The organism is Halopseudomonas xiamenensis, from assembly GCF_014219065.1.
GTDB classification, from domain to species: Bacteria; Pseudomonadota; Gammaproteobacteria; order Pseudomonadales; family Pseudomonadaceae; genus Halopseudomonas; species Halopseudomonas xiamenensis.
This window is the reverse complement of sequence record NZ_JACLGO010000044.1, coordinates 1-23340: the sequence shown is the minus strand read 5'-3', so window position 1 is coordinate 23340 and position 23340 is coordinate 1. Positions and strand designations below refer to the sequence as shown.

Here is a 23340-nt window from a genome sequence, read left to right as displayed (position 1 = left end):
GGTTTTTTCGCTAACTACCAATTCTGCCCAATGAGGCATCGGGAGGGGAGGAGTCCCTTTCATTGAGCCCGAAGGGCGCGGCAATCCACGGGTACGGAGCGCGGTGGATATGCCGTGCAACTGGATTGCTTCTCCGCTACGCGGCTCGCAATGACCGGGGGCGTGCAACGAACGTCAATACCCCAGCCGGTCACCCAGCCAATCGAGGTACTGCTGCCGCAACCCAGCCTGCTCATTGGCCAGGTGGTGGCGCGCCTCGGGCAGATAGAACAGCTCCGGCCCTTCGAACTTCTCCTGCAGCACCTTGATATTGTGCTGCCAATCCACCGTTCCATCCGCCTGGCCCTGTACGATGAGCGGCTTGTGACCGGTCGGCAGTGCGGTCTCGATACGCGGAATCCACTTGTCCAGCGCCTGCACCCAGGCCACCGGCAGCACCTGCGGCTGAAGTGGATCGTGCTGGCGAATGAACTCGAGGAAATCGGCATCCGTGGAGTTGTCGGTGAAGCGCCGGCCCAGCTGCTGGATGAAACCACCCAGCAGCTTGAGACTGAATTGGGAAACGCCCCATTGCTTCGGTCGTACCAGCGGCGCCATGAGAATGGTCTGCCCGGTCTGTTCCGGTAGCGGACCGTGCAGCAGTCGGTCGATCATGATGGCGCCACCGGTACTCTGGCCGAGGAAATGCCAGGGAGCCGGCAACCGCCACTGGCGCGCCTGCTCGAATACCCCGTCAAGCACCTGCTGATAACGTAGAAAGCAGTCGATGCTGGCGCGCTCGCCGCTGGACAGGCCATGCCCGGGCAGATCGAAAGCCAGCACCGCCAGCCGATGCCCCAGCGCCCAGCGAATCAGATGGCGATACAGCCCCATGTGATCATAGTAACCATGCAGGATGACCAAAGTGCCGCGCGCAGCGGAGGGGCGCCATACCTGCACCGCCAGATCGAAACCATCCACCGCGATATGCCCCAGGTGCTGGTCAACCTCGGCACTGAAGTCGATGCCGTAGTAGGCGGCATACTGCCTGGCGGCCGGATTGAATGGCTGGCCCAATTCAAGTTCAGGCAACTGTGCTACCAGCGAATCTAGAAATCTCTGGTCCATTAACATCCCGGTGCGCCTTGGGGCAGCAGACGGGTAAAAGTCTGCCGCTTTGATCTGAAATCGGAACAATTCCATGTTTTGAACATGCTTTGCAAGTGATCATCGTGTAACATGCTGCGTCTCCAAATGCCACGTCCTTATGCGCCAGGCGCAGTTCTCATTAGAGTGAGGGGTTTTCATGAGCGAACGCATCCAAGTCGGTGATCTCCAGGTTGCCAAGGTTCTTTACGATTTCATCAATGAGCAAGCCATCCCTGGCACCGGTGTGCAAGCCGACGCCTTCTGGTCCGGCGTGGATGCGCTGATCCATGATCTGGCCCCGAAGAACCGCGCCCTGCTGAACAAACGTGACGAGCTGCAAGCCCAGATCGACGGCTGGCACCAACAGCGTGCAGGCCAGCCCCATGATGCTGCCGCCTACAAGAGCTTCCTCCAGGAAATCGGCTATCTGCTGCCGGAACCGGCCGACTTCAAGGTCACCACCGCCAATGTCGATGAAGAGATCGCCACCATGGCCGGCCCGCAGCTGGTAGTGCCGATCATGAACGCCCGCTTCGCCCTGAACGCAGCCAACGCCCGCTGGGGCTCGCTGTATGACGCCCTGTATGGCACCGATGCCATCAGCGAGGCCGACGGCGCCGAAAAAGGTCCGGGATACAACCAGGTCCGTGGCGACAAGGTCATTGCCTTCGCCCGCGCATTCCTTGATGAGGCAGCACCGCTGGCCAAAGGTTCCCACACTGATGCTGTGGCCTATAGCATCGCCGATGGCCAACTGGCCGTTGCGCTCAAGGATGGCAGCCAGACCGGCCTGAAGGATGCCTCCCGTTTCGTCGGTTACCAGGGCGATGCGGCAGAACCCAAGGCCGTGCTGCTGAAGAACAACGGCCTGCACTTCGAGATCCAGATCGACCGTTCCAGCCCCATCGGCCAGACCGATGCCGCTGGCGTCAAGGACATACTGATGGAAGCGGCCCTCACCACCATCATGGACTGTGAGGACTCGGTCGCCGCAGTCGATGCTGAAGACAAGGTGCTGGCCTACAAGAACTGGCTGGGCCTGATGAAAGGCGACCTGGTCGAAGCGGTATCCAAGGACGGCAGCACCTTCACCCGCGCCATGAACCCGGACCGCAACTACACCGGCGCTGATGGCTCCGAGCTGACCCTGCACGGCCGTTCCATGCTGTTCGTGCGCAACGTCGGCCACCTGATGACCAATGACGCGGTGCTGGACAAGGATGGCAACGAGGTGCCCGAAGGCATCCTCGACGGGCTGATCACCAGCCTGGGCGCCATGCACAACCTCAACGGCAACACCAGCCGCAAGAACACCCGCACCGGCTCGGTCTACATCGTCAAGCCGAAGATGCACGGTCCCGAGGAAGTGGCCTTCGCCAACGAACTGTTCAACCGCATCGAAGACGTGCTGGGCCTGGAGCGCAACACCCTCAAGGTCGGCATCATGGACGAGGAGCGCCGCACCACCGTCAACCTGAAAGCCTGCATCCAGGCGGCCAGCGAGCGCGTGGTATTCATCAATACCGGCTTCCTCGACCGTACCGGTGACGAGATCCACACCTCCATGGAAGCCGGCCCGGTCGTGCGCAAGGCGGCGATGAAGGCCGAGAAGTGGATCGGCGCCTATGAAAACTGGAACGTCGACCATGGCCTGAACTGTGGCCTGTCCGGTCGCGCGCAGATCGGCAAGGGCATGTGGGCCATGCCTGACCTGATGGCCGACATGCTGGAGCAGAAGATCGGTCATCCGATGGCCGGCGCCAATACCGCCTGGGTCCCCTCGCCCACCGCCGCCACCCTGCACGCCCTGCACTACCACAAGGTCAACGTGTTCCAGCGCCAGCAGGAGTTGGCCAAGCGTACCTTCGCCTCGGTAGACGACATCCTGACCATCCCGCTGGCCAAGGACACCAACTGGAGCGCGGAAGAGAAGCAGAACGAGATCGACAACAACGTCCAGGGTATCCTCGGCTACGTCGTGCGCTGGATCGACCAGGGTGTCGGCTGCTCCAAGGTGCCGGACATCAACGATGTCGGCCTCATGGAAGACCGCGCCACCCTGCGTATCTCCAGCCAGCTGCTGGCCAACTGGCTGCGCCACGACGTCATCACCAAGGAACAGGTACTGGAAAGCCTGCAGCGCATGGCCGCAGTGGTCGACCGGCAGAATGCCGGCGATCCCGCCTACCGTCCGATGGCGCCGAACTTCGATGACAGCGTCGCCTTCCAGGCCTCACTGGAACTGATCCTCGAAGGCACCAAGCAGCCCAACGGCTACACCGAGCCGGTCCTGCACCGCCGTCGCCGCGAGTACAAGGCCAAGTACGGTCGCTGATACCCGCTGCGCCCCTCCAGAACCCCGGCTCCGGCCGGGGTTCTGCGTTTCCGGCCAGGACAAAGCAGGTGGAACATGTTTCAACCGCCCCGGTCAGACAGGCTATGGACATCGACAACCTGATCGACCTGCTGCAGTGGCCAGCCATGCTGGTCACCCTGATCGCCGCCTGGCTGGTCGGCTCGCGCACCCGCGGCAAACGCTGCGCCGGCTTCATCTGCTTTATCCTGAGCAATATTCTGTGGGTGATCTGGGGTTGGCACTCCCATGCCTGGGCGCTGATCGTACTGCAGCTGGGGCTGTTTCTGATGAACCTGCGCGGTACCCGCAAGAATGCGGTGCCGGCCAAGAGCTGACTACAGCTGACCGGCATGACGGAACGGGCGTCAAGGATGACGCCCGTGGCTGGTCTGGTTCGTGCCTCAGTCTCCGGCGGCCGCGGCGTAGTCCTTGAACTGTACCGAAAGCGAACGCACCTTGTCCGATGGCCAGTTCGGCACATTGATGACCTGATCGGCCCCGCCACCGCGCGGGCTCAACCGGATCTCGATGCTCTGGCTGGCCTGCGGCGAGGCAGCCAGGAACAGGTCCAGGCCGGACATGAAGGGCAACCTGTGGAAAAACGGGTCCGCAACGCTCAGGTTGCTGCGCTGGTCGAGGTCACGGTCATGCAGGAACAGACTGCTCAGGCGCTGCAGCAGTGGCGCCGTGAGTTCCGTCACCACTTCCACCTCGTTCACCGTCAAGCGATCGTTGTTATCGCCCTGGTCACCCCACAATTCCTTGTCCCGAGCGATAATGATGTTGGTGTGCGCGGCACTGCGATGCAGATACTGGCCGACCCCGGTCCCCGGCAATGAGGTGTTCAGACGCACCAGCAAGCTGTCCTGCCCATAGCCTTCGCGGTAGAAGTGCTGATCGTTACCCGGCTCCGGATGCAGCAGGGCGTATTCGTGGGTGGCATCGCGCTCGATGCGCACCGGCCCCCAGTCGCCGCTGGCGCCGATCTGCTGGCGATGCAGTGGGACGTCGCTGAGCCGCAGGCCGGTATTCGGATCGGTCTGGTAGATTTCCAGGGTAGTACCCGCAGCGCCGATATTCTCCGGGAAGATATGGGTCTTGCCGGCGATCCACACCCGCTCGCCTTCGGCTTGCGGGATGCTGCTGCGCGCGGGCGCCTGGCCATTGAAGAAGCTATATATCCGCTCGAAGGATTCCGCCGAGGTGGCCACCTCGATATGGCCCACCGGCGCCTCCTCGGGAGGATAGACATTCTGCGCTCCGACCACGCTGCGGTCGACATACTGCCCCCAGAGTGCCAGGGTCGGCACCTTGCCCGGCAGATGATCCACCTCGGTACCATCCACGCTGACGTAACGCGCGACCTTGGCGGCATTTTCCGCCTCGGAGAGATACACCAGGCTGACCCGGGTACCCATGGAGTGGCCGATCAGATTGACCTGTGGTGCTCCGGTGCTGAGCAGCAGCTGGTCGATAATGGCATTGATGCTGGCGTTGCGGACCGCCGCCTGCTCGGGGTCGAAGGGGTCCTGCCCGGTTGCCGTGCTGTATTCATAGACCGCGACATGCCCCAGCGGATAGCCGTTGGCGCGCAGGCGCTGGGCCTGGGACTCGAACTGGGAAGCCGAGCCGGCACCGCCGTGGATGAACAGCACGGGCAACCTGTCATGCCGCAACTCGGCACCATCCAGCTGCGCCAGCGAGTCCTGCAAATGCTGCCAGGCCTGCAGGCGGTCGCGCAGTGCACGCTGTCGGGCCTCAGCATTTTCGGCGAACACCCCCGCCTGATTGAGCTCGCCGAGCAACCCAGCCATGGCCTCCTCGAAGGCACTGTTGTCATTGAAATCCAGATCCTCCAGACGCTGTTGCTGGACATAGGCGGTCATCGCCTGGTCGATCTGCTCGGTGATCTGGATGCCGTTGACCAGGTTGCCATCCGCATCCAGGCTCTGCAGCAGTCGGGCAATATTCACCACAGCCGTATCCGCCAGGTCGGCACCCGCCACCAGCTGCACCGGTGTGATGACCTCCTGGCCGGCAGCCGAGCCCAAACTGATGCCGCCAACAGCGAAACTGACGCTCTCGCCCGGCCGGTAGTTGAATGTTCCCCTGGCATCGGTATTACCCTGCTGGCTGGCAGTGGCAAAGCTCAATCCAGTTACCGGGCTGTCGACAAATACCCCCTGGCTCAGCTCAGCCGGGCGGGAGCTGGAGCCCGAGCCGGAGAAACAACCAGCCAGCAAGGTCAGTGCGATACCCATGGCGGGTGTCCGCAGATCCCGCGCAGCCAAAACCCTCTTATTTCTATCCATTGCATACCTTTCAATGCTTGTTGTTATTGGTGAAACGGTTGTCGGTGACATGCCAGCCAGTCTTTGCGGTACCCACCGGAACTGGCATTGCGCAGAAAAAGACACTTTACGACATTGCACCGAAAAGAATCATAACCACGAACTGCTTCACAAAAGCATACATGAATGGAATGAATATTCACTCATTAGCGGGATTGACGGACAGATCAGCAGCCCTAGTGGTCAGACATTCAGTGAGAGGAGAGTGAGAATCGCGAGTGAGGCCGGCAGACCACTCAGTCTGCCGGATGCTGCAAGCTGTCTATCAATGCAGCCAGGCGCTGCTGCGTCTGGTGCAACTGCTCGGCCTGCTCAGCCTGCGGCACGCACAGTGCCAGCGCGGTCATCAGCAGCAGTTCCTGTGCATCACTGGTCGGGTAGCGGGTGCGGGACTCGGCCAGTTTCTGCTGCAGCAACGCTGTGGCCTGCTGGAATAGCGGTTCTTCGTCTTCGCTGATGCGAAACGAATATTCCTGGCCGAGAAAACTGGCTACCCGAACGCTGCTCATGCGTCGCTGCTGACGCCGCTACGCTGGAGGATGGCCTGCAGACGGTTCAGCGTGGAGCCCAGCTGCTCCTCCTGTTCCATGGCGGCCAGTTGCAGGCTGTCATTCTCTTCCTTGAGTTGGCGCAGCTCCTGTTCGAGACGACTGATGCTCTCGGTCTGTGACTGATTCTGCTGCAGCAGTTCGCCAACCAGTCGTTCAAGCTGAGTGAGCGTAGTTTCAAGCATGCCGTACCCCCTGGAAAAAGCCGCAGAGCATATAGCAAAGCGCAGGCCACGGCCAGCCGCGGCACTCTGCCAGCCTGTTGCGGCTCACCTCGCGGTCGGCGTGTACAGGTGCAGAAACAGCTCAACGATGACCGCGACATGCTGCTGGCGCTCCTGCTCGGACATGACCTCGCCATAACCGATCAGCAGACGGAAGTGATGATCGCCCTTGAGCAGGGTGAAGAACTGCCTGGCTGTCTCCAGCGGATCGTCGATACACAGCTCGCCGCGCCGGTCAGCCTGGCGCAGAAACTGCGCCAGGCCGTCGCATACCCGCTGCGGTCCCACCTCGTAGAACAGCTGTGCCAGCTTGAAGTCCTGCCCGGCCATGCTTACCAGCAGCCGATGCAGGGCAATGGATTCGGCGCTGTTGATCAGCCGGCAGAAGGCATCGCCGATGCGCCGCAGCGCCTGACGAATCTCGCCCTGCTGGGGATAGTCGAAAAACAGATCCGGCAACTGGGCCTCGCAGACCGCCCTGATCGCCGCGGCATACAGGGTTTCCTTGTCGGTGAAATGGCTGTACACGGTGAGCTTGGAAACCCCGGCCTCGGTGGCGATGGCGTCCATGCTGGTGCCTTCGTAGCCACTGCGCAGGAACAGCTGCTGGGCTGCCTGCAGGATGGCTTCACGTTTGGCAGGGTCCTTGGGGCGCCCGGGACCGGCGTTCTGAACAATTTTATCTGACATCAGGCTTTTAATACTGGACTGGCGGGTTTGCTATTTCTACTATACCCATCAGTTCAATTATTCCCAACCCCTTGCGACAGGCTTCCGATCATGCTCCGTCCTGTTCTTTCCCTCGCCCTTGTATTCAGCTTCGGCGCCCTGCTGACGGCCTGCAGCGACCCCGAACCGGTTACCTCATCACCGCGCCCGGCGCTGGTGACCCAGCCCGAGCCAGCAGCCGCCCAGGTGCAGAGCTATCCCGGCGAGGTGCGGGCGCGCTTCGAGCCGGAGCTGGCGTTCCGTATCGGCGGCAAGGTCAGCAAGCGGCTGGTCGACATCGGCGAGCGGGTGCGCAAGGATCAACCGCTGGCTGAACTGGATGCTGAGGATGTGCGTCTGCAGCTGGAAGCGGCGCGCGCCCAGGTGGCCGCGGCGCAGGCCAACCTGACCCTGGCACAGGCCGAACGCGACCGCTACCGCACCCTGCTGGAGCGGCAGATGATCAGCTCCTCGCAATATGACAATGCCGAGAACAGCTATCGCTCGGCGGCGGCGCGGTTGAAGCAGGCCCGTGCCGAGTTCGACGTGGCCGACAACCAGGCGACCTACAGTGTGCTGCGTGCCCCGCAGGATGGGGTGATCGCTCGCCGCGCGCTGGAGGTCGGCCAGGTGGTATCCGCCGGTCAGACGGTGCTGGTGCTGGCCGCCGATGGCGAGCGTGAGGTGCTGATCAGCCTGCCGGAGAACAGCCTCGGCCAGCTGGTGGTCGGCCAGCCGGTGGAGGTACAGCTGTGGTCACGCCCCGAAGAGCGCTTTGCCGGCAGCCTGCGCGAACTGTCGCCGGCCGCCGATCCGCAGTCGCGGACCTTCGCCGCACGGGTCAGCTTCGCCAGCCCCGACAAGGGCGTCGAAATCGGCCAGAGCGCCAGGGTGTTCATTCACAACCCCGACCAGGTTGCGCTCGCGGTACCGCTGTCGGCGGTCAGTTCGGAGGCCGAGCAGAGCTTCGTCTGGGTCATAGACCCACAGACCAGCAGGGTACAGCGCCGCCCGGTGCGCATGGGCAGCTATCAGCATGAACGGGTCAGCATCCTCGATGGCCTGGCCGCTGATGACTGGGTAGTTGCCGCCGGGGTGCACATGCTGCTTGAAGGCCAGCAGGTACAACCGGTGGATCGTGACAATCGCAGCATCGCACTCGGCGGAGAATGACGCATGGCTTTCAACCTCTCCGCCTGGGCGCTGCGCAATCGCCAGATAGTGCTGTATTTCATGCTGGTGCTGTCGGTTGCCGGCATCCTGTCCTACGGTCAATTGGGCCAGAGCGAGGACCCACCGTTCACCTTCAAGGTCATGGTCATCAACACCGTCTGGCCTGGCGCCACCGCCGAGGAGGTCGCGCGCCAGGTATCCGATCGCATCGAGCAGAAGGTCATGGAGACCGGTGCCTACCAACAGGTGGTGTCCTACTCCCGCCCTGGCGAATCGACCATTACCTTCGTCGCCCTGGACAGCATGAAGGCACAAGAGATACCCGAACTGTGGTACCAGGTACGCAAGAAGGTCGGCGATATCCGCCACACCCTGCCACCGGACATCGTCGGGCCTTTCTATAACGACGAGTTCGGCACCACCTTCGGCAACATCTACGCGCTGACCGGCGACGGCTTCGACTACGCCGTGCTCAAGGACTATGCCGAGCGCCTGCAACTGCAATTGCAACGCATCAGGGACGTCGGCAAGGTGGAATTGATCGGCGTACAGGACGAGAAGATCTGGGTCGAGATATCCAACCTCAAGCTGGCCACCCTGGGACTGCCGCTGGCCGCGGTGCAACAGGCACTGCAGGAGCAGAACAGCCTGCGCGAGGCGGGCTTCTTCGAAACACCGAAGGAACGGATACGCCTGCGCGTCTCCGGTCAGTTCGAGAGCGTCGAGCAGATCCGCGCCTTCCCGATCCGCGTCGGCGACCGCACCTTCCGCATCGGTGATGTGGCCGACGTCTACCGCGGCTTCAACGATCCCATGTCACCCCGCATGCGTTTCATGGAGCAGGACGCGCTGGGGCTGGCGGTATCGATGAAACCCGGTGGCGACATACTCGCTCTGGGCGATACCCTTGAAGCTGAATTCGAACGCATGAGCCAGACGCTGCCGGTGGGCATGCAGCTGCACAAGGTGTCCGACCAGCCCGAGGCGGTACGCGACAGCGTCGGCGAGTTCGTCAAGGTGTTGGCCGAAGCGGTAACCATTGTGCTGCTGGTCAGCTTCTTCTCCCTCGGCCTGCGCACCGGCCTGGTGGTCGCCCTGTCGATCCCGCTGGTGCTGGCGATGACCTTCACGGTGATGAACTATTTCGACATCGGCCTGCACAAGATTTCCCTGGGTGCACTGGTGCTGGCACTGGGGCTGATGGTGGACGATGCGATCATCGCGGTGGAGATGATGGTGATCAAGATGGAGCAGGGCTTCGACCGAATAAAGGCGGCCAGCTTCGCCTGGACCAGCACCGCCTTCCCGATGCTCACCGGCACGCTGATCACCGCCGCCGGTTTCCTGCCGATCGCCACCGCCGCCTCCGGGGTCGGCGAGTACACCCGGTCGATCTTCCAGGTGGTGACCATCGCCCTGCTGGTGTCCTGGATCGCCGCAGTGATCTTCGTGCCCTGGCTTGGCTACAACCTGCTGCCGGACATGGCCAGGCTGCATGCGAAAAAGCACGGCGGCGACCCCGGCGGTCATGATCCCTATGCCACGCTCTTCTACCAGCGGGTGCGCCGTACCGTGCAATGGTGCGTGGCGCACCACTGGCTGGTGATCGGCATGACCCTGGCGCTGTTCATCGGCTCACTGTTGCTGTTCCGGCTGGTACCCCAGCAGTTCTTCCCGCCGTCCGGCCGGCTGGAGCTGATGGTCGATCTGACCCTCGCCGAAGGCTCGTCGCTCAAGGCCACCGAAGCCCAGGCGCTGCGTCTGGAACAGCGCCTGCGTGAGCATCCGGGGGTCGACAACTTCGTCGCCTATGTCGGCACCGGTTCGCCGCGCTTCTACCTGCCGCTGGACCAGCAACTGCCGGCGACCAACTTCAGCCAGTTCGTGGTCAAGGCCAAATCCATCGCCGATCGCGAGCAGATACGCTCATGGTTGATGGAGATGCTGGACAACGAGTTCCCCGAACTGCGCGCGCGCATCTCGCGCCTGGAGAACGGCCCACCGGTGGGCTATCCGATCCAGTTCCGCGTCTCCGGCGAGCATATCGACGAAGTGCGCCGCATCGCCCGCGAGATTGCCAGCCAGGTGCGCGACAACCCGGCGGTGAGCAATGTGCACCTGAACTGGGAGGAACCGAGCAAGGTAGTGTATCTGGATATCGACCAGGAACGCGCCCGGGCCATGGGCCTGAGCACCAGTGACGTATCGGGCTTTCTCGCCAGCCAGCTGACCGGCAGCTCGGTCAGCCAGTTCCGCGAGGGTGATGAACTGATCGAGATCCTGTTACGCGGCACGCCCCAGGAGCGCGAGGCGCTGCAGCAACTGCCGAGCCTGGCGATTCCCACCGGCGACGGGCGCAGCGTGGCGCTGGAGCAGGTCGTCACCCTGGAGTACGGCTTCGAGGAAGGTGTCATCTGGCGCCGTGACCGGCTGCCGACGGTAACCGTGCGCGGCGATATCCACGGCCCGGAACAGCCCGCCACCCTGATGCAACAGATCATGCCGGCGCTGCAGCCGATCCGCGCGCAATTGCCCGATGGCTACCGCCTGGAGACCGGTGGCACGATGGAGGATTCGACCCGCGGCCAGAAATCCATCATCAAGGGCCTGCCGTTGCTCGGGCTGGTGGTGATGACCCTGCTGATGGTGCAGCTGCGCAGCATCTCGCGCTCGATCATGGTGTTTCTCACCGCGCCGCTGGGGCTGATCGGTGTGACCCTGTTCCTGCTGGCCTTCGGCGAACCCTTCGGCTTCGTCGCCATGCTCGGCAGCATCGCGCTGTCGGGCATGATCATGCGCAACTCGGTGATCCTGGTCGATCAGATCGAACAGGACATCGCCGCCGGGCACGACCGCTGGCACGCCATCATCGACGCCACCGTGCGCCGCTTCCGGCCCATAGTGCTGACCGCACTGGCGGCGATCCTGGCGATGATCCCGCTGTCACGCAGCGTGTTCTTCGGACCAATGGCGGTAGCCATCATGGGCGGCCTGACGGTGGCCACGGCGCTCACGCTGCTGTTCCTGCCAGCGCTCTACGCTGCCTGGTTCCGCGTCGACGAGAGCGAATCCCAGGTCCGACCCTAATGGCCCTTTGTCGCCCTCACACCGTCATCCTCATCCTCGGCCTACACCGTCATCCTCGGTATGTACCGTCATCCTCGGCGCAGGCCGAGGATCCATGGTGCCGGCTGCCCCAGAGTGGCCGATGGATCCTTCGCCTTCGCGAAGGATGACGGGGGAGAAGTGAAGGATGACGGGGAGAGGTGAAGGATGACGAGGTGGCGGATGCAACCTCTGTCCTATCAGCAGCCCCTTCATTGGTTCAAGCTCGTCGCGGCCTGCAGGCGGTTGCCGCGCCGCTCGACCTGCTGGCCGATGGCGAACTCGGCGTTCGGTGAGCGCACCACCTGCGTCTCGCCCGCGTCGGTGCGTACGGTATAGGCACGCTCCTCAAGGCCGGCGGCCTGCTGCACGCCCTTGCCGAGCAGCAGGCCCACCCCGCCACCGACCAGCGCCCCCAGCGGGCCGCCGATGGCGCCGATCATTACTCCGGTGGTCGCACCGAGAGCTCCACCAGCAGTCCTGTCGGTGGTTTCGGCGATGACCTCGCCGGCCAGTGTCGACGCGCTCAACGCGGTCAGACTCAGTGCCAGGCCGATAATCACGATATGTTTCATGTACTTCTCCTCGGATTGCACAGGGGTAGGTCTTCCCTGTTCTCCTTGTTACACAGTCATGAAACGTGCCAACCACCGAATTGACCTGAATCAAGGACTTACCCCGCCACAGTCGTCATATTTACAACTCGATTCCTGGTTGAAAAACCCCAGCGTTGTCAAAAAGACGATTCATGACCCAGTCACCCCTAACCGCCCTGCTGCCGCTGCTCGATGACCTCAGTCGCGACCTGCCGCAGACCGAACGCTACCGGCGCCTGCTGCTGGCGATACAGAGCTGCCTGCCCTGCGACGCCCTGGCGTTGTTGCGGCTGGAAGGTGACAGGCTGGTGCCGGTGGCGGTGCAGGGCCTGAGCCCGGAGACCCTGGGCCGGCGCTTCCGGCTGGACGAACATCCCCGGCTGCGGGCGATACTGGCCAATCACGGCGCCACCCGCTTTGCCGCCGACTGCGAGTTGCCCGATCCCTATGACGGACTGGTCGAAGGCACGCCGGGCCGGCTGCAGGTGCATGATTGCCTGGGTTGCCCCTTGTATATCGATGGCCAGCCCTGGGGCTTGCTGACGCTGGACTCGCTGGACCCGTCGCGCTTCGGCTGTATCGACCTGGACAGCCTGGAAGCCTTCACCCACCTCGCCGCCGCCACGGTCAAGGCCTGCGAGCGCATGCTCGGCCTGGCACGCCAGGCCGAGCACGAGCGGCGGCTGGCGGAGACCTGGCGCCAGGCTGCCAACCAGCTACCGGCCCGGGAACTGATCGGCCAGAGCGACGCTCATCGGCACCTTCTGGAGGAGATCGCACTGGTGGCCAGGAGCCCGCTGGCAGTGCTGATCAGCGGCGAGACCGGTACCGGCAAGGAGCTGGTCGCCCAGGCGGTGCACCGCCAGTCCGAACGCTGGCAGCAGCCGCTGATCAGCCTCAATTGCGCGGCGCTGCCCGAATCCCTGGTAGAAAGCGAACTGTTCGGCCATGTGCGCGGCGCCTTCTCCGGAGCGACCGCAGCGCGCGCCGGCAAGTTCGAACTGGCCGATGGCGGCACACTGTTTCTCGATGAGGTTGGCGAGCTGCCGCTGAGCGTACAGGCCAAGCTGTTGCGGGTATTGCAGAGCGGCCAGCTGCAACGCCTGGGCTCCGACCGGGAGCATCATGTCGATGTGCGCATCCTTGCCGCCACCAACCGCGATCTGGCTGCTGCGGTGCGCGCCGGGCGCTTCCGCGCCGATCTCTATCATCGCCTCGGTGCCTACCCGCTGCACGTGCCGCCGCTGCGCCAGCGCCAGCAGGATGTACTGCTGTTGGCCGGCTACTTTCTCGAACAGTGCCGCACCCGGCTGCAGGTCCGCAATGTCGCCCTCGGCAACGATGCGCGCCAGGCTCTACTGGCCTACGACTGGCCAGGCAATGTGCGCGAGCTCGAACACCTGATAGGACGCGCCGTACTCAAGGCCCGGGCCCGGGGTCTACCCAACTCGCAGTTGCTGCAGCTGTCGGCGGCCGACCTGGGTCTGAGCAATGATGCAGCCAGCGTGCTGACGACCGAATCCATCGAACCTGCCTTCCTGACCTGCGGTCTGCGCGAGGCGGTGGACGGCTTTCAGCGCCAGCTTATCGAAGCGGTAATGGCGCAGCACCAAGGCAATCTGTCCGCTACCGCGCGCGTCCTGCAGATCGACCGCGGCAATCTGCATCGCCTTACCCGCCGACTGGGATTGCGCTGCACCGCCAGGGGAAGACCGATCGCCCCGGGATGACCCAATACCCCCATGTTTTGCATTGATTTGACAGGTGCTTGATGTTGATCAAGTCTTGATGGAGCTGGAAGAAACTAGAATGACCCCACTTACGAAACGGAACGCCTCGCTATGAAGTCGTTGATTGCTGTGATCGGCAGCAGGTTACTGCTGGCCGTCGCGCTATTGTTCGGCATGCTGTCATTGTCCCCGGCGTTCGCCGCAACCCCTACCCTGCTGGAACAACGCATCGAGCAGTTCTTTCCCGAGGCCACGGTCATCTCCGAGCCCGAGGGCGAATACCGGGTGCGTACCCTGAGCGATGCCGAAGGCACCGTCTACGGCTATGCCTTCGAAAGCATCGACGTGTTCAATATCCCGGCCTATTCCGGCAAGCCGGTCAACATGGGCATACTGCTGGATACCGAGGGCGTGATCGTCGACGCCTACGTGCTGGAACACCATGAACCCATCCTGCTGATCGGCATTCCCGAACAGCGCCTGCACGATTTCAATGCCCGCTATGCCGGCATCAAGGCCGATCAGCGGGTAGTAGTGGGCCGTTCCAGCGACCCCAACGCCATCACCGTGGATGCGGTGTCCGGCGCCACCGTGACGGTAATGGTGATCAACGAGATCGTCATGCGCGCGGCCCAGGAAGTGGGCGCCTCGCTGGGCCTGGTGCAAGCCCATAGTGGCGCCCGCGGACGGCCCTCGACGGTACGCGAAGATGTTTACCAGCCGGCCAACTGGAGCGAGCTGACCGGCGATGGCTCGGTCCGCCGCCTGCTGCTGAGCAACGCCGATATCAGTCGCGCATTCCGTGGCACCGAGGCCGAGGGCATCGACGAGGTCCCGGCCGACCGGGCGGATGACACCTTCATCGACCTGTACGCCGCCTGGCTGAACGCCCCGACCGTGGGCCGCAACCTGCTCGGCGACAACCAGTACCGCTTTCTCATGGAGGAGCTCAAGCCCGGTGAGCATGCCGTTGCCGTGCTCGGCAATGGCTATTCGTTCAAGGGCTCGGGCTACGTGCGCGGCGGCATCTTCGACCGGGTGCAGATCCGCCAGTTCGGCAATATCCTCAGCTTCCGCGACCTGGACCACATCCGCCTGTATGACCTCATGGCCGAGGGCGCACCGCGCTTCCAGGAGATGGCCATCTTCATCCTGCGCGAGGAGGCCCGTTTCGACCCCGGCGCGCCCTGGACCCTGGAGTTGCTGGTGCGCCGCCAGACCGGCCCGGTGGACAGTATCTTCACCAGCTTCGAGCTGCCCTACGAGACGCCCGAGCAATACATCGAGCGCCCGATTCCGACCCCCGAGGAACTGCGCGCCATCGAGGAAGCCAACCGCCCGATGTGGGTCAACATCTGGTACCAGAAGAGCTTCCAGGTGGGGGTGATCCTGGTCGCGCTGCTGCTGCTGACCATCATCCTGTTCTTCCAGGACAACTTCGCCCGGCACCCGAACTTCCTGCGCTGGCTGCGCCACGGCTACCTGACCTTCACCGTGGTGTTCATCGGCTGGTATGCGCTGGGGCAGCTGTCGATCGTCAACGTGCTGACCTTCGTCCATGCGCTGGTGACCGAGTTCCGCTGGGAGCTGTTCCTCAGCGACCCGGTGATCTTCATCCTCTGGACCTTCACCGCCGCCAGCATCCTGCTCTGGGGCCGCGGCGTGTTCTGCGGCTGGCTGTGTCCGTTCGGCGCACTGCAGGAGCTGATCAACGAGATCGCCCGCAAGCTGCGGATTCCCCAGTATGAGCTGCCCTTCGTCGTGCATGAGCGGCTGTGGGCAATCAAGTACATCATCCTGCTGGTGCTGTTCGGCATCTCGCTGGAATCGATGATGCTGGCCGAGAAGGCCGCCGAGGTGGAGCCGTTCAAGACCGCCATCATGCTCAAGTTCGATCGCCAGTGGTGGTTCGTGCTGTACGCGGTGATCCTGCTGGTGGTCAACATCTTCACCCGCAAGGTGTTCTGCCGCTATATGTGCCCGCTGGGTGCAGCCCTTTCGGTGTCCAGCCGCGTGCGCCTGTTCGACTGGCTCAAGCGCCGCAAGGAATGTGGCAACCCCTGCCAGCTGTGCGCCAAGGAATGCGAGATCCAGGCCATTCACCCCGATGGGCACATCAACCACAACGAGTGCCACTACTGCCTCGATTGCCAGATGACCTATCACAACGAGAACAAGTGTCCTCCGCTGATCCTCAAGAACAAGCGCAAGACACGTGGCAAGAAATCGCCGGACGAGCAGTTGATTCCGGTAGTGCAAGTAGTCGAACCCTGACCCGAGCGGTCAACCAAGATTTGCCCAACAAGGAGCTGAACATGAGCGATAAACCCAACAACCCTCCGGCCATTCCGGAATCCAAGGGCCTGAGCCGGCGCGGTTTTCTCGGCGCCAGCGCGATGACCGGTGCCGCCGTGGCGGCCACTGCCTTCGGCGGCGCGGTGATGAGCCGTGAAACCTGGGCCCAGGCAGTCAGCGACGCCCAGAAGAAGGCACAAGCGAAGATCCACGTCGGTCCCGGCGAGCTGGATACCTACTACGGCTTCTGGTCCGGCGGCCACCAGGGCGAGGTACGGGTATTCGGTGTGCCCTCGATGCGCGAACTGATGCGCATCCCGGTGTTCAACGTCGATTCGGCCACTGGCTGGGGCCTGACCAACGAGAGCAAGGCGATCATGGGTGACAGCGCCCGGTTCGCCAACGGCGACTGTCACCACCCGCACCTGTCGATGACCGACGGCAAGTACGACGGCAAATACCTGTTCATCAACGACAAGGCCAACAGCCGCGTGGCGCGCATCCGTCTGGACATCATGAAGACGGACAAGATCACCACCATCCCCAACGTCCAGGCCATCCACGGCCTGCGCCTGCAGAAGGTGCCGCACACCAAGTACGTGTTCTGCAACGCCGAGTTCATCATCCCGCATCCGAACGATGGCACCAACTTCGACATGCAGGACGAGAACAGCTTCACCATGTACAACGCGGTGGATGCCGAGACCATGGAAGTGGCCTGGCAGGTGATCGTCGACGGTAACCTCGACAATACCGACATGGACTATACCGGCCGTTTTACCGCCTCCACCTGCTACAACTCGGAGAAGGCGCTGGATCTGGGCGGCACCATGCGCAACGAGCGCGACTGGGTGGTGATCTTCGACGTGCACGCCATCGAAGCCGAGGTCAAGGCCGGCAACTTCATCACCCTGGGCGACTCCAAGGTGCCGGTGATCGATGGCCGCAAGAAGGATGGCAAGGACAGCAAGGTCACCCGCTACATCCCGGTGCCGAAGAACCCCCACGGCTGCAACACCTCACCGGATGGCAAATACTTCATCGCCGCGGGCAAGCTGTCGCCCACCGTCTCGGTGATTGCCATCGACAAGCTGCCCGACCTGTTCGCCAACAAATTCGAGGACCCGCGCGAGGTCATCGTCGCCGAGCCGGAACTGGGCCTGGGGCCGCTGCATACCACCTTCGACGGTCGCGGTAATGGCTACACCACGCTGTTCATCGACAGCCAGGTGGTCAAGTGGAACATCGAGGACGCGGTGCGCGCCTACAAGGGCGAAAACGTCAACTACATCAAACAGAAGCTCGATGTGCATTACCAACCAGGCCACACCCACGCCTCGCTGTGCGAAACCAGCGAAGCCGATGGCCAGTGGCTGGTGGTGCTGTCCAAGTTCTCCAAGGACCGCTTCCTGCCGGTCGGCCCGCTGCACCCGGAGAACGACCAGTTGATCGACATCTCCGGCGAGGAAATGATCCTGGTGCACGACGGCCCGACCTTCGCCGAACCGCATGACTGCATCATGGCCCGCCGCGACCAGATCCGCACCAAGAAGATCTGGGATCGCAACGACCCCTACTTCGCTGAAACAGTGAAGATGGCAGAAGCCGATGGCATCAACCTGACCAGCGACAGCAAGATCATCCGTGACGGCAACAAGGTCCGGGTGTACATGATCTCCATGGCGCCGTCCTTCGGCATCAACGAGTTCACCGTCAAGCAGGGCGATGAGGTCACGGTAATCATTACCAACATCGACCAGATCGAGGACGTTTCCCACGGCTTCGTCATGGTCAACCACGGGGTGAGCATGGAGATCAGCCCGCAGCAGACCTCCTCGATCACCTTCACCGCAGACAAGGCCGGTGCCTACTGGTACTACTGCAGCTGGTTCTGCCATGCTCTGCACATGGAAATGTGCGGGCGTATGCTGGTCGAGCCGGCATAACCCGTCACGCAAACCACCAGCAATGCACTTCCCGGCACCCCCGGGAAGTGCATACCGGTAAAGAAGTCTGGTCTGGATGATCAACGAGGCATAAATGCAATTTCAGGCAATCAGACAGTTTTGCCGTCTGGCCCCTTGGCTACCCCTGGTCTTTTGCAGTTTCGCTGCGGCGCAATCGCAATCCATTACCGAATTGCCGCTGCAACCCACTGGTGACGATCAATGGCTGCTTCCCGCAGGGGAATACACCGGCCAGTTCATCATCGACGCTCCCATTACCCTGCGCTGCGAACCCGGCGCCATACTCCAGGCCGGTGGTCGCGGCAATGTGCTGACCATCCGCGCCAGCGACGTCACTGTCGAGAACTGCACCCTGCGCGACGGGGGCAAGAACCTGACCGACATGAACTCGGCGATCTTCGTCGAGCCCAGCGGCAGCGATGTGGTGCTGCGGGGTAACCACCTGCAGAGCCAGGGCTTCGGCATCTGGTCGGACAATACCCGCAACCTGGTGGTCGAGGACAATCTGGTCGAAGGCAATCCCGAGTTACGCTCCCAGGATCGCGGCAACGGTATTCACCTGATCAACACCAGCAATGCCAGTGTCGTCAACAACCATGTAGTGCATACCCGCGACGGCATCTACCTGGGCAACTCCAACAACAACCTGATCCAGGGCAACCTGATGGAGGACCTGCGCTTCGGCATCCATTACATGTTTTCCCAGAGCAACCGGGTGGTCGGCAATACCACCCGCCGCACCCGCACCGGCTATGCCCTGATGCAGAGCCGCATGCTGACGGTCGAGGACAACCGCTCCGAGGATGACCGCAACTACGGCATCCTGATGAACTTCATCACCTACTCCAGTCTCCGCAACAACTTCGTCTCCAACGTGCAGCGCGGCCAGACCGGCGACGACAGCATGATCAAGGGGGGCGAAGGCAAGGCGCTGTTCATCTACAACTCGCTGTTCAACACCATAGAGAACAACCATTTCGAACGCAGCAACCTGGGCATCCACCTCACCGCCGGCTCCGAGGACAACAAGATCAGCAGCAACGCCTTCCTCGGCAACGAGCAGCAGGTCAAGTACGTCGCCACCCGCACCCAGGAATGGTCGGTGGAAGGCCGCGGCAACTACTGGAGCGACTACCTGGGCTGGGACCGCAACGATGACGGCCTGGGCGATGTGCCCTACGAGCCCAACGACAACGTCGACCGGCTGCTGTGGATGTATCCGCAGGTCCGCCTGCTGATGAACAGCCCGGCCATCCAGGTGCTGCGCTGGGTGCAGCGGGCCTTCCCGGTCATCAAGATGCAGGGCGTGCAGGACAGCCATCCGCTGATGCACCTGCCCACCGACCACCTGATCCAACGCAAACAGGAATCCCATTGATGAATGCTGTTGATATTCAAGGCGTCAGCCAGCGCTACGGCAGCATGACCGCGCTGCGACAGCTGGACTTGCACCTGGAGCCGGGCGAAGTACTCGGCCTGTTCGGCCACAATGGCGCCGGCAAGACCACCACCATGAAGCTGATCCTCGGTCTGCTCACGCCCAGCGAAGGCCAGGTACGGGTACTCGGCCAGGCGCCGAACGACCCGGCCGTGCGCCGCCAGCTCGGCTACCTGCCGGAGAACGTCATGTTCTACCCGCAGCTCACCGGCCGCGAGACCCTGCATCACTTCGCCCGCATCAAGGGTGCCGCACTGCAGCAGGCCGACGAGCTGCTGGGGCAGGTCGGCCTGGCCCACGCCGCCGATCGCCGGGTCAAGACCTACTCCAAGGGCATGCGCCAGCGCCTGGGCCTGGCCCAGGCACTGCTCGGCGCGCCGCAGCTGCTGCTGCTCGACGAACCAACCGTGGGCCTCGACCCGATCGCCACCCAGGACCTGTACATACTGATCGACCGACTGCGCCAGCAGGGCACCAGCGTGATCCTCTGCTCCCACGTGCTGCCAGGTGTCGAAGCGCATATCAACCGTGCGGCGATTCTCGCCGGCGGCCAGCTGGAGGCCATCGGCACGCTGACCAGCCTGCGCGCCGAGGCCGGTCTGCCGTCGCGCATCCGCGCCAGCGGTCTGCAGCAACGCGAGCAACTGCTGCAGCACCTGAACGTCAATGGCAACCAGACCCGCCTGCTCGGCACCGATGGCATCGAGGTCACCGGCAGCAGTCGCGGCAAAATGGAACTGCTGCGCCAGGTGCTGAGCCAGGACCAGCCAAACGACATCGAGATATTCCAGCCATCGCTGGAGGACCTGTACCGCTACTACACCGAACGCGCCGGCAATGCGCATGCTGCGGAGGACAAGGCATGAACCAGATCTGGAACATCGCCCGCAAGGAACTCAGCGACGGTCTGCGCAACCGCTGGCTGGTCGCCATCAGCCTGCTGTTCGCCGCCATGGCGGTAGGTATCGCCTGGCTCGGTGCCGCCGCCTCCGGGCAGCTGGGCTTCACCTCGATCCCGGCCACCGTCGCCAGCCTGGCCAGCCTGGCAACCTTCCTGATGCCACTGATCGCCCTGCTGCTGGCCTATGACGCCATCGTCGGTGAGGACGAGGGCGGCACCCTGATGCTGCTGATGACCTACCCCATCGGCCGCGGCCAGATCCTGCTGGGCAAGTTCGTCGGTCATGGCCTGATCCTGGCGCTGGCGGTACTGATCGGCTTCGGCTGCGCAGCGCTGGCCATCGGCCTGCTGGTCGACGGCATCGAGCTGAACCTGCTGGTCTGGGCGTTCGGTCGCTTCATGCTGTCCTCCACGCTGCTGGGCTGGGCCTTCCTGGCCCTGGCGTACCTGCTCAGCAGCCTGGTCAGCGAGAAGTCCAGCGCCGCCGGCCTGGCACTCGGCGTCTGGTTCCTGTTCGTACTGGTGTTCGACCTGGTGCTGCTGGCCCTGCTGGTGTTCAGCGAAGGCAAGTTCAACCCAGAACTGCTGCCCTGGCTGCTGCTGCTCAACCCGACCGACATCTACCGGCTGATCAACCTCTCCGGCTTCGACGGTGCCAGCGCCATGGGCGTGCTGTCGCTGGGTGACGACCTGCCGGTGCAGGGCCTGCTGCTGTGGCTGTGCCTGCTGGCCTGGGCCGGCCTGGCCCTGGCACTGGCCTACGCGGCGTTCCGCCGGCGCGCCGCCTGAAATCAATGGAATAGGAAAACTGTCATGAATATCCGTTACAACCTTGCCATGCGCACCCTGCTGGTCTTACTGCTCGGCCTGACCCTGGCAGCCTGTGGTGAACAGGAACAGGCACCGCTCACGCTTGACCCGGTAGCCTTCCACGACACCGATGAGTGCCACGTCTGCGGCATGATTGTCATGGACTTTCCCGGACCCAAGGGCCAGGAGGTGGAACGCGGCGATGTGAAGAAGTTCTGTTCCACTGCAGAAATGCTCAGCTGGTGGCTGCAACCGGAAAACCGCATCCTGCAGGCACGGCTGTATGTACATGACATGGCCCAGAGTCACTGGGATCATCCGGATGATGGTCATCTGGTCGATGCCACCCAGGCCTGGTATGTGGCCGGCACCGCTCTGGAAGGAGCCATGGGCGCTTCGCTGGCCTCGTTTGCCGACCAGCAGGCAGCCGAAGCGCTGGCGGCAGAATACGAAGGTGCAACGGTGGTGCATTTCGATGAAATAGACCAGGAGTTCCTGCAGCGGGCCGCAGCAGCACAGCACGGCGGTGCAGCACACCATTCACATGATAATCACTCCGGCCACTGAGGCTGGATAGCAACGGAGTAACACAACATGATGGGCATCAGTATCTGGCAACTTCTGATCATCCTGCTGATCGTGGTAATGCTGTTCGGCACCAAGCGCCTGCGCGGCCTGGGTAACGATGTTGGCAGCGCCATCAGCGGCTTCCGCAAGGCGGTCAACGAGGGCGAAAGCAACCCGCAGGCGCTGGAAGCGGAGAAGCTCAAGAGTCAGCAGAACTCCTGAGTACTCTCACCTACAAGGCGTAGCCAGTGCTAGCAGAAGGCTGAGCTGCGTCATGCCAGGTAATACAGCGAACACTTCCTGATCAAGAGTCAGGTGCTTTACTGGGTTTGATATCAAACACTTCATCCCCACCTCGCTGCTCCTTGCCCAGCTCTCGATAGCCCAATGATATCCAGTGTTTTTCTCGCGGCACAGTAGCAGCGATATACGGATTCAAAGGAATCCTGCGCAAAAAATATAGCTTTCGCCTATCTGGAGTGGACACATCTTCTACACCTTCCACCAACTCCTCCAGACTCCTGGGATAGCCATAGGAACCTTCACGTTGTTCAATCCGATGCTCATCGTAAGCTTGCTTGTAAGCATCAATGGCAGTCCGGATCTCGCGTAAAGCCAAGCGCAGGTCATGCTCCTTTTCCCTCTCCTGCTGAACCACCCATAGCGGAAAGCTGATGCTGGCAATCAGACTTATGATTGCCAGCGATGCGAGCATCTCAACATAGGTGAATCCATGTAAGCGGGTGAATTTACAGCTCGGCATCCCAGCGTAACTCTTGTTGGATATCCATGGGCAGGTAGCGGAATAGAGCACGCCCTCGTTCTATTTGTTCCAAGCGGTACAGGTTGTCCAACTCCTCCCCTGCTACCATGCTCTGCGCTCGATTCTGATAACGAAGATAGAGCACCACCTGATCCGGCTTCCCAAGTTGCCCCAGATACTCAATCGGTAATAGTGGCGCAGTGGGCGGGGGTGGCGGCGGTGGCTCCATGATCGGCATGGGAACCGGTTCAAAAACCAATTCGGGCATTGGCTCAGGAACAGGCTCCGGTACGGGTTCTGCGGGCAGTTCAATCACCCGTCGCCAAGGCTCTCCCTCAAGTACAGGGGAGGGCCTCGCCAATGTCTCTCGGGGTAAAACTTCGGGAAAAACAGCACCTGGCGAAGGTGCAGTATCGGGTCCACTGGTCAGCCAGGCCAATACTGCACTGCCAACTAACAAGGCCAGCAATTTGCGGGAAATCATGGCTTGGTCACCAACTCGAAATCCAGCGTGCTGCTGGCCATTGCGCCGATACCCATCTGATATGACCAGCGGCGTAGCATCAAGGCATCATCCATATCGGCCTGAACAATACCGGCAGCACCACCGCCGCCGAGACCGGCAATCGTGACCTGCGGGCCTATATCACCGGCAACAAGCTCTATGCCCGGGTCATCAG

Annotated in this window: 21 protein-coding genes; 12 read left to right on the top strand and 9 right to left on the bottom strand. The window is 62.4% G+C overall.

Features of this window, described 5'->3' with window-relative positions; genetic code table 11:
- Positions 1–174 precede the first annotated feature (174 nt).
- The gene (locus H6X51_RS19290; protein ID WP_185269066.1) at positions 175–1107 is read right to left on the bottom strand and encodes a phospholipase BipL; all 933 of its coding nucleotides are present in this window, start codon (positions 1105–1107) and stop codon (positions 175–177) included.
- 178 nt (positions 1108–1285) lie between these two features.
- Between H6X51_RS19290 and H6X51_RS19285 the strand changes: the two genes are divergently transcribed.
- Positions 1286–3463, top strand: coding sequence for a malate synthase G (locus tag H6X51_RS19285; protein ID WP_185269065.1), 2178 nt, complete (start codon positions 1286–1288; stop codon positions 3461–3463).
- A 110-nt stretch (positions 3464–3573) separates the two neighbouring features.
- Positions 3574–3819: a hypothetical protein gene (locus tag H6X51_RS19280; RefSeq protein WP_185269067.1), complete on the top strand. Its 246-nt coding sequence runs from the start codon at positions 3574–3576 to the stop codon at positions 3817–3819.
- Positions 3820–3885: 66 nt separating this feature from the next.
- Here H6X51_RS19280 and H6X51_RS19275 read toward each other — a convergent pair whose 3' ends face one another.
- The 4 genes from H6X51_RS19275 to H6X51_RS19260 form a co-directional block, all read right to left on the bottom strand.
- Positions 3886–5745 carry an alpha/beta fold hydrolase gene (locus tag H6X51_RS19275; protein WP_185269064.1) on the bottom strand — a complete coding sequence of 620 codons (1860 nt, stop codon included), beginning with the start codon at positions 5743–5745 and terminating at the stop codon, positions 3886–3888.
- 326 nt (positions 5746–6071) lie between these two features.
- Positions 6072–6344, bottom strand: a complete 273-nt coding sequence (locus H6X51_RS19270; protein WP_185269063.1) for a cell division protein ZapA — start codon at positions 6342–6344, stop codon at positions 6072–6074.
- Positions 6341–6568 (bottom strand): hypothetical protein, encoded by a 228-nt coding sequence (locus tag H6X51_RS19265; protein ID WP_185269062.1) that lies wholly within the window; start codon positions 6566–6568, stop codon positions 6341–6343. The genes H6X51_RS19270 and H6X51_RS19265 overlap by 4 nt, the downstream gene beginning before the upstream one ends.
- A gap of 84 nt (positions 6569–6652) precedes the next feature.
- Positions 6653–7297 carry a TetR/AcrR family transcriptional regulator gene (locus H6X51_RS19260; protein ID WP_185269061.1) on the bottom strand — a complete coding sequence of 215 codons (645 nt, stop codon included), beginning with the start codon at positions 7295–7297 and terminating at the stop codon, positions 6653–6655.
- Positions 7298–7387: 90 nt separating this feature from the next.
- Here H6X51_RS19260 and H6X51_RS19255 point away from each other — a divergent pair, with 90 nt between their 5' ends.
- Complete coding sequence (locus H6X51_RS19255; protein WP_185269060.1) at positions 7388–8488, top strand: efflux RND transporter periplasmic adaptor subunit; 1101 nt, start codon at positions 7388–7390, stop codon at positions 8486–8488.
- Between the two features lie 3 nt (positions 8489–8491).
- Complete coding sequence (locus H6X51_RS19250; protein ID WP_185269059.1) at positions 8492–11575, top strand: efflux RND transporter permease subunit; 3084 nt, start codon at positions 8492–8494, stop codon at positions 11573–11575.
- Positions 11576–11805: 230 nt separating this feature from the next.
- Here H6X51_RS19250 and H6X51_RS19245 read toward each other — a convergent pair whose 3' ends face one another.
- On the bottom strand, positions 11806–12168 hold the full coding sequence (locus tag H6X51_RS19245) for a hypothetical protein (protein ID WP_185269058.1): 363 nt from the start codon (positions 12166–12168) through the stop codon (positions 11806–11808).
- A 173-nt stretch (positions 12169–12341) separates the two neighbouring features.
- Between H6X51_RS19245 and norR the strand changes: the two genes are divergently transcribed.
- From norR to tatA, 8 genes are all read left to right on the top strand, one after another.
- Positions 12342–13919, top strand: a complete 1578-nt coding sequence (gene norR, locus H6X51_RS19240) for a nitric oxide reductase transcriptional regulator NorR (protein ID WP_185269057.1) — start codon at positions 12342–12344, stop codon at positions 13917–13919.
- A gap of 174 nt (positions 13920–14093) precedes the next feature.
- Complete coding sequence (nosR, locus tag H6X51_RS19235) at positions 14094–16193, top strand: transcriptional regulator NosR (protein ID WP_235991418.1); 2100 nt, start codon at positions 14094–14096, stop codon at positions 16191–16193.
- Positions 16194–16234: 41 nt separating this feature from the next.
- Positions 16235–18160 (top strand): TAT-dependent nitrous-oxide reductase, encoded by a 1926-nt coding sequence (gene nosZ, locus H6X51_RS19230; RefSeq protein WP_185269055.1) that lies wholly within the window; start codon positions 16235–16237, stop codon positions 18158–18160.
- Positions 18161–18254: 94 nt separating this feature from the next.
- Positions 18255–19559 (top strand): nitrous oxide reductase family maturation protein NosD, encoded by a 1305-nt coding sequence (locus H6X51_RS19225; RefSeq protein WP_185269054.1) that lies wholly within the window; start codon positions 18255–18257, stop codon positions 19557–19559.
- The gene (locus H6X51_RS19220; RefSeq protein WP_185269053.1) at positions 19559–20485 is read left to right on the top strand and encodes an ABC transporter ATP-binding protein; all 927 of its coding nucleotides are present in this window, start codon (positions 19559–19561) and stop codon (positions 20483–20485) included. The genes H6X51_RS19225 and H6X51_RS19220 overlap by 1 nt, the downstream gene beginning before the upstream one ends.
- Positions 20482–21309, top strand: coding sequence for an ABC transporter permease (locus H6X51_RS19215; RefSeq protein WP_185269052.1), 828 nt, complete (start codon positions 20482–20484; stop codon positions 21307–21309). The genes H6X51_RS19220 and H6X51_RS19215 overlap by 4 nt, the downstream gene beginning before the upstream one ends.
- 24 nt (positions 21310–21333) lie before the next feature.
- Positions 21334–21897 carry a nitrous oxide reductase accessory protein NosL gene (locus tag H6X51_RS19210; protein ID WP_185269051.1) on the top strand — a complete coding sequence of 188 codons (564 nt, stop codon included), beginning with the start codon at positions 21334–21336 and terminating at the stop codon, positions 21895–21897.
- A 27-nt stretch (positions 21898–21924) separates the two neighbouring features.
- A complete protein-coding gene (gene tatA / locus H6X51_RS19205) occupies positions 21925–22119 on the top strand; it encodes a twin-arginine translocase TatA/TatE family subunit (protein ID WP_185269050.1) in 195 nt (64 codons plus the stop codon).
- An 82-nt stretch (positions 22120–22201) separates the two neighbouring features.
- On the opposite strand, the gene H6X51_RS19200 is transcribed toward tatA, so the two are convergent.
- From H6X51_RS19200 to H6X51_RS19190, 3 genes are all read right to left on the bottom strand, one after another.
- Complete coding sequence (locus H6X51_RS19200; protein WP_268898624.1) at positions 22202–22660, bottom strand: type II secretion system protein; 459 nt, start codon at positions 22658–22660, stop codon at positions 22202–22204.
- Positions 22647–23144 (bottom strand): hypothetical protein, encoded by a 498-nt coding sequence (locus H6X51_RS19195; protein WP_185269048.1) that lies wholly within the window; start codon positions 23142–23144, stop codon positions 22647–22649. Before H6X51_RS19195 ends, H6X51_RS19200 begins: the two co-directional genes overlap by 14 nt.
- Positions 23141–23340 (bottom strand): hypothetical protein (locus tag H6X51_RS19190; RefSeq protein WP_221627433.1); only part of this gene is annotated, 200 nt, incomplete at its 5' end. The genes H6X51_RS19190 and H6X51_RS19195, both read right to left, overlap by 4 nt.

Bases quoted from the DNA above. Each gene is read 5' to 3' on its own strand.
- H6X51_RS19225 (WP_185269054.1), top strand. From the start codon at position 18,255: ATGCAATTTCAGGCAATCAGACAGTTTTGCCGTCTGGCCCCTTGGCTA.
- H6X51_RS19265 (WP_185269062.1), bottom strand. From the start codon at position 6,568: ATGCTTGAAACTACGCTCACTCAGCTTGAACGACTGGTTGGCGAACTG.
- tatA (WP_185269050.1), top strand. From the start codon at position 21,925: ATGATGGGCATCAGTATCTGGCAACTTCTGATCATCCTGCTGATCGTG.
- H6X51_RS19270 (WP_185269063.1), bottom strand. From the start codon at position 6,344: ATGAGCAGCGTTCGGGTAGCCAGTTTTCTCGGCCAGGAATATTCGTTT.
- H6X51_RS19290 (WP_185269066.1), bottom strand. From the start codon at position 1,107: ATGGACCAGAGATTTCTAGATTCGCTGGTAGCACAGTTGCCTGAACTT.
- H6X51_RS19285 (WP_185269065.1), top strand. From the start codon at position 1,286: ATGAGCGAACGCATCCAAGTCGGTGATCTCCAGGTTGCCAAGGTTCTT.
- H6X51_RS19275 (WP_185269064.1), bottom strand. From the start codon at position 5,745: ATGGGTATCGCACTGACCTTGCTGGCTGGTTGTTTCTCCGGCTCGGGC.
- H6X51_RS19220 (WP_185269053.1), top strand. From the start codon at position 19,559: ATGAATGCTGTTGATATTCAAGGCGTCAGCCAGCGCTACGGCAGCATG.
- H6X51_RS19215 (WP_185269052.1), top strand. From the start codon at position 20,482: ATGAACCAGATCTGGAACATCGCCCGCAAGGAACTCAGCGACGGTCTG.
- H6X51_RS19195 (WP_185269048.1), bottom strand. From the start codon at position 23,144: ATGATTTCCCGCAAATTGCTGGCCTTGTTAGTTGGCAGTGCAGTATTG.
- nosR (WP_235991418.1), top strand. From the start codon at position 14,094: ATGCTGTCATTGTCCCCGGCGTTCGCCGCAACCCCTACCCTGCTGGAA.
- H6X51_RS19255 (WP_185269060.1), top strand. From the start codon at position 7,388: ATGCTCCGTCCTGTTCTTTCCCTCGCCCTTGTATTCAGCTTCGGCGCC.
- H6X51_RS19200 (WP_268898624.1), bottom strand. From the start codon at position 22,660: ATGCCGAGCTGTAAATTCACCCGCTTACATGGATTCACCTATGTTGAG.
- norR (WP_185269057.1), top strand. From the start codon at position 12,342: ATGACCCAGTCACCCCTAACCGCCCTGCTGCCGCTGCTCGATGACCTC.
- H6X51_RS19245 (WP_185269058.1), bottom strand. From the start codon at position 12,168: ATGAAACATATCGTGATTATCGGCCTGGCACTGAGTCTGACCGCGTTG.
- H6X51_RS19250 (WP_185269059.1), top strand. From the start codon at position 8,492: ATGGCTTTCAACCTCTCCGCCTGGGCGCTGCGCAATCGCCAGATAGTG.
- H6X51_RS19260 (WP_185269061.1), bottom strand. From the start codon at position 7,297: ATGTCAGATAAAATTGTTCAGAACGCCGGTCCCGGGCGCCCCAAGGAC.
- nosZ (WP_185269055.1), top strand. From the start codon at position 16,235: ATGAGCGATAAACCCAACAACCCTCCGGCCATTCCGGAATCCAAGGGC.
- H6X51_RS19210 (WP_185269051.1), top strand. From the start codon at position 21,334: ATGAATATCCGTTACAACCTTGCCATGCGCACCCTGCTGGTCTTACTG.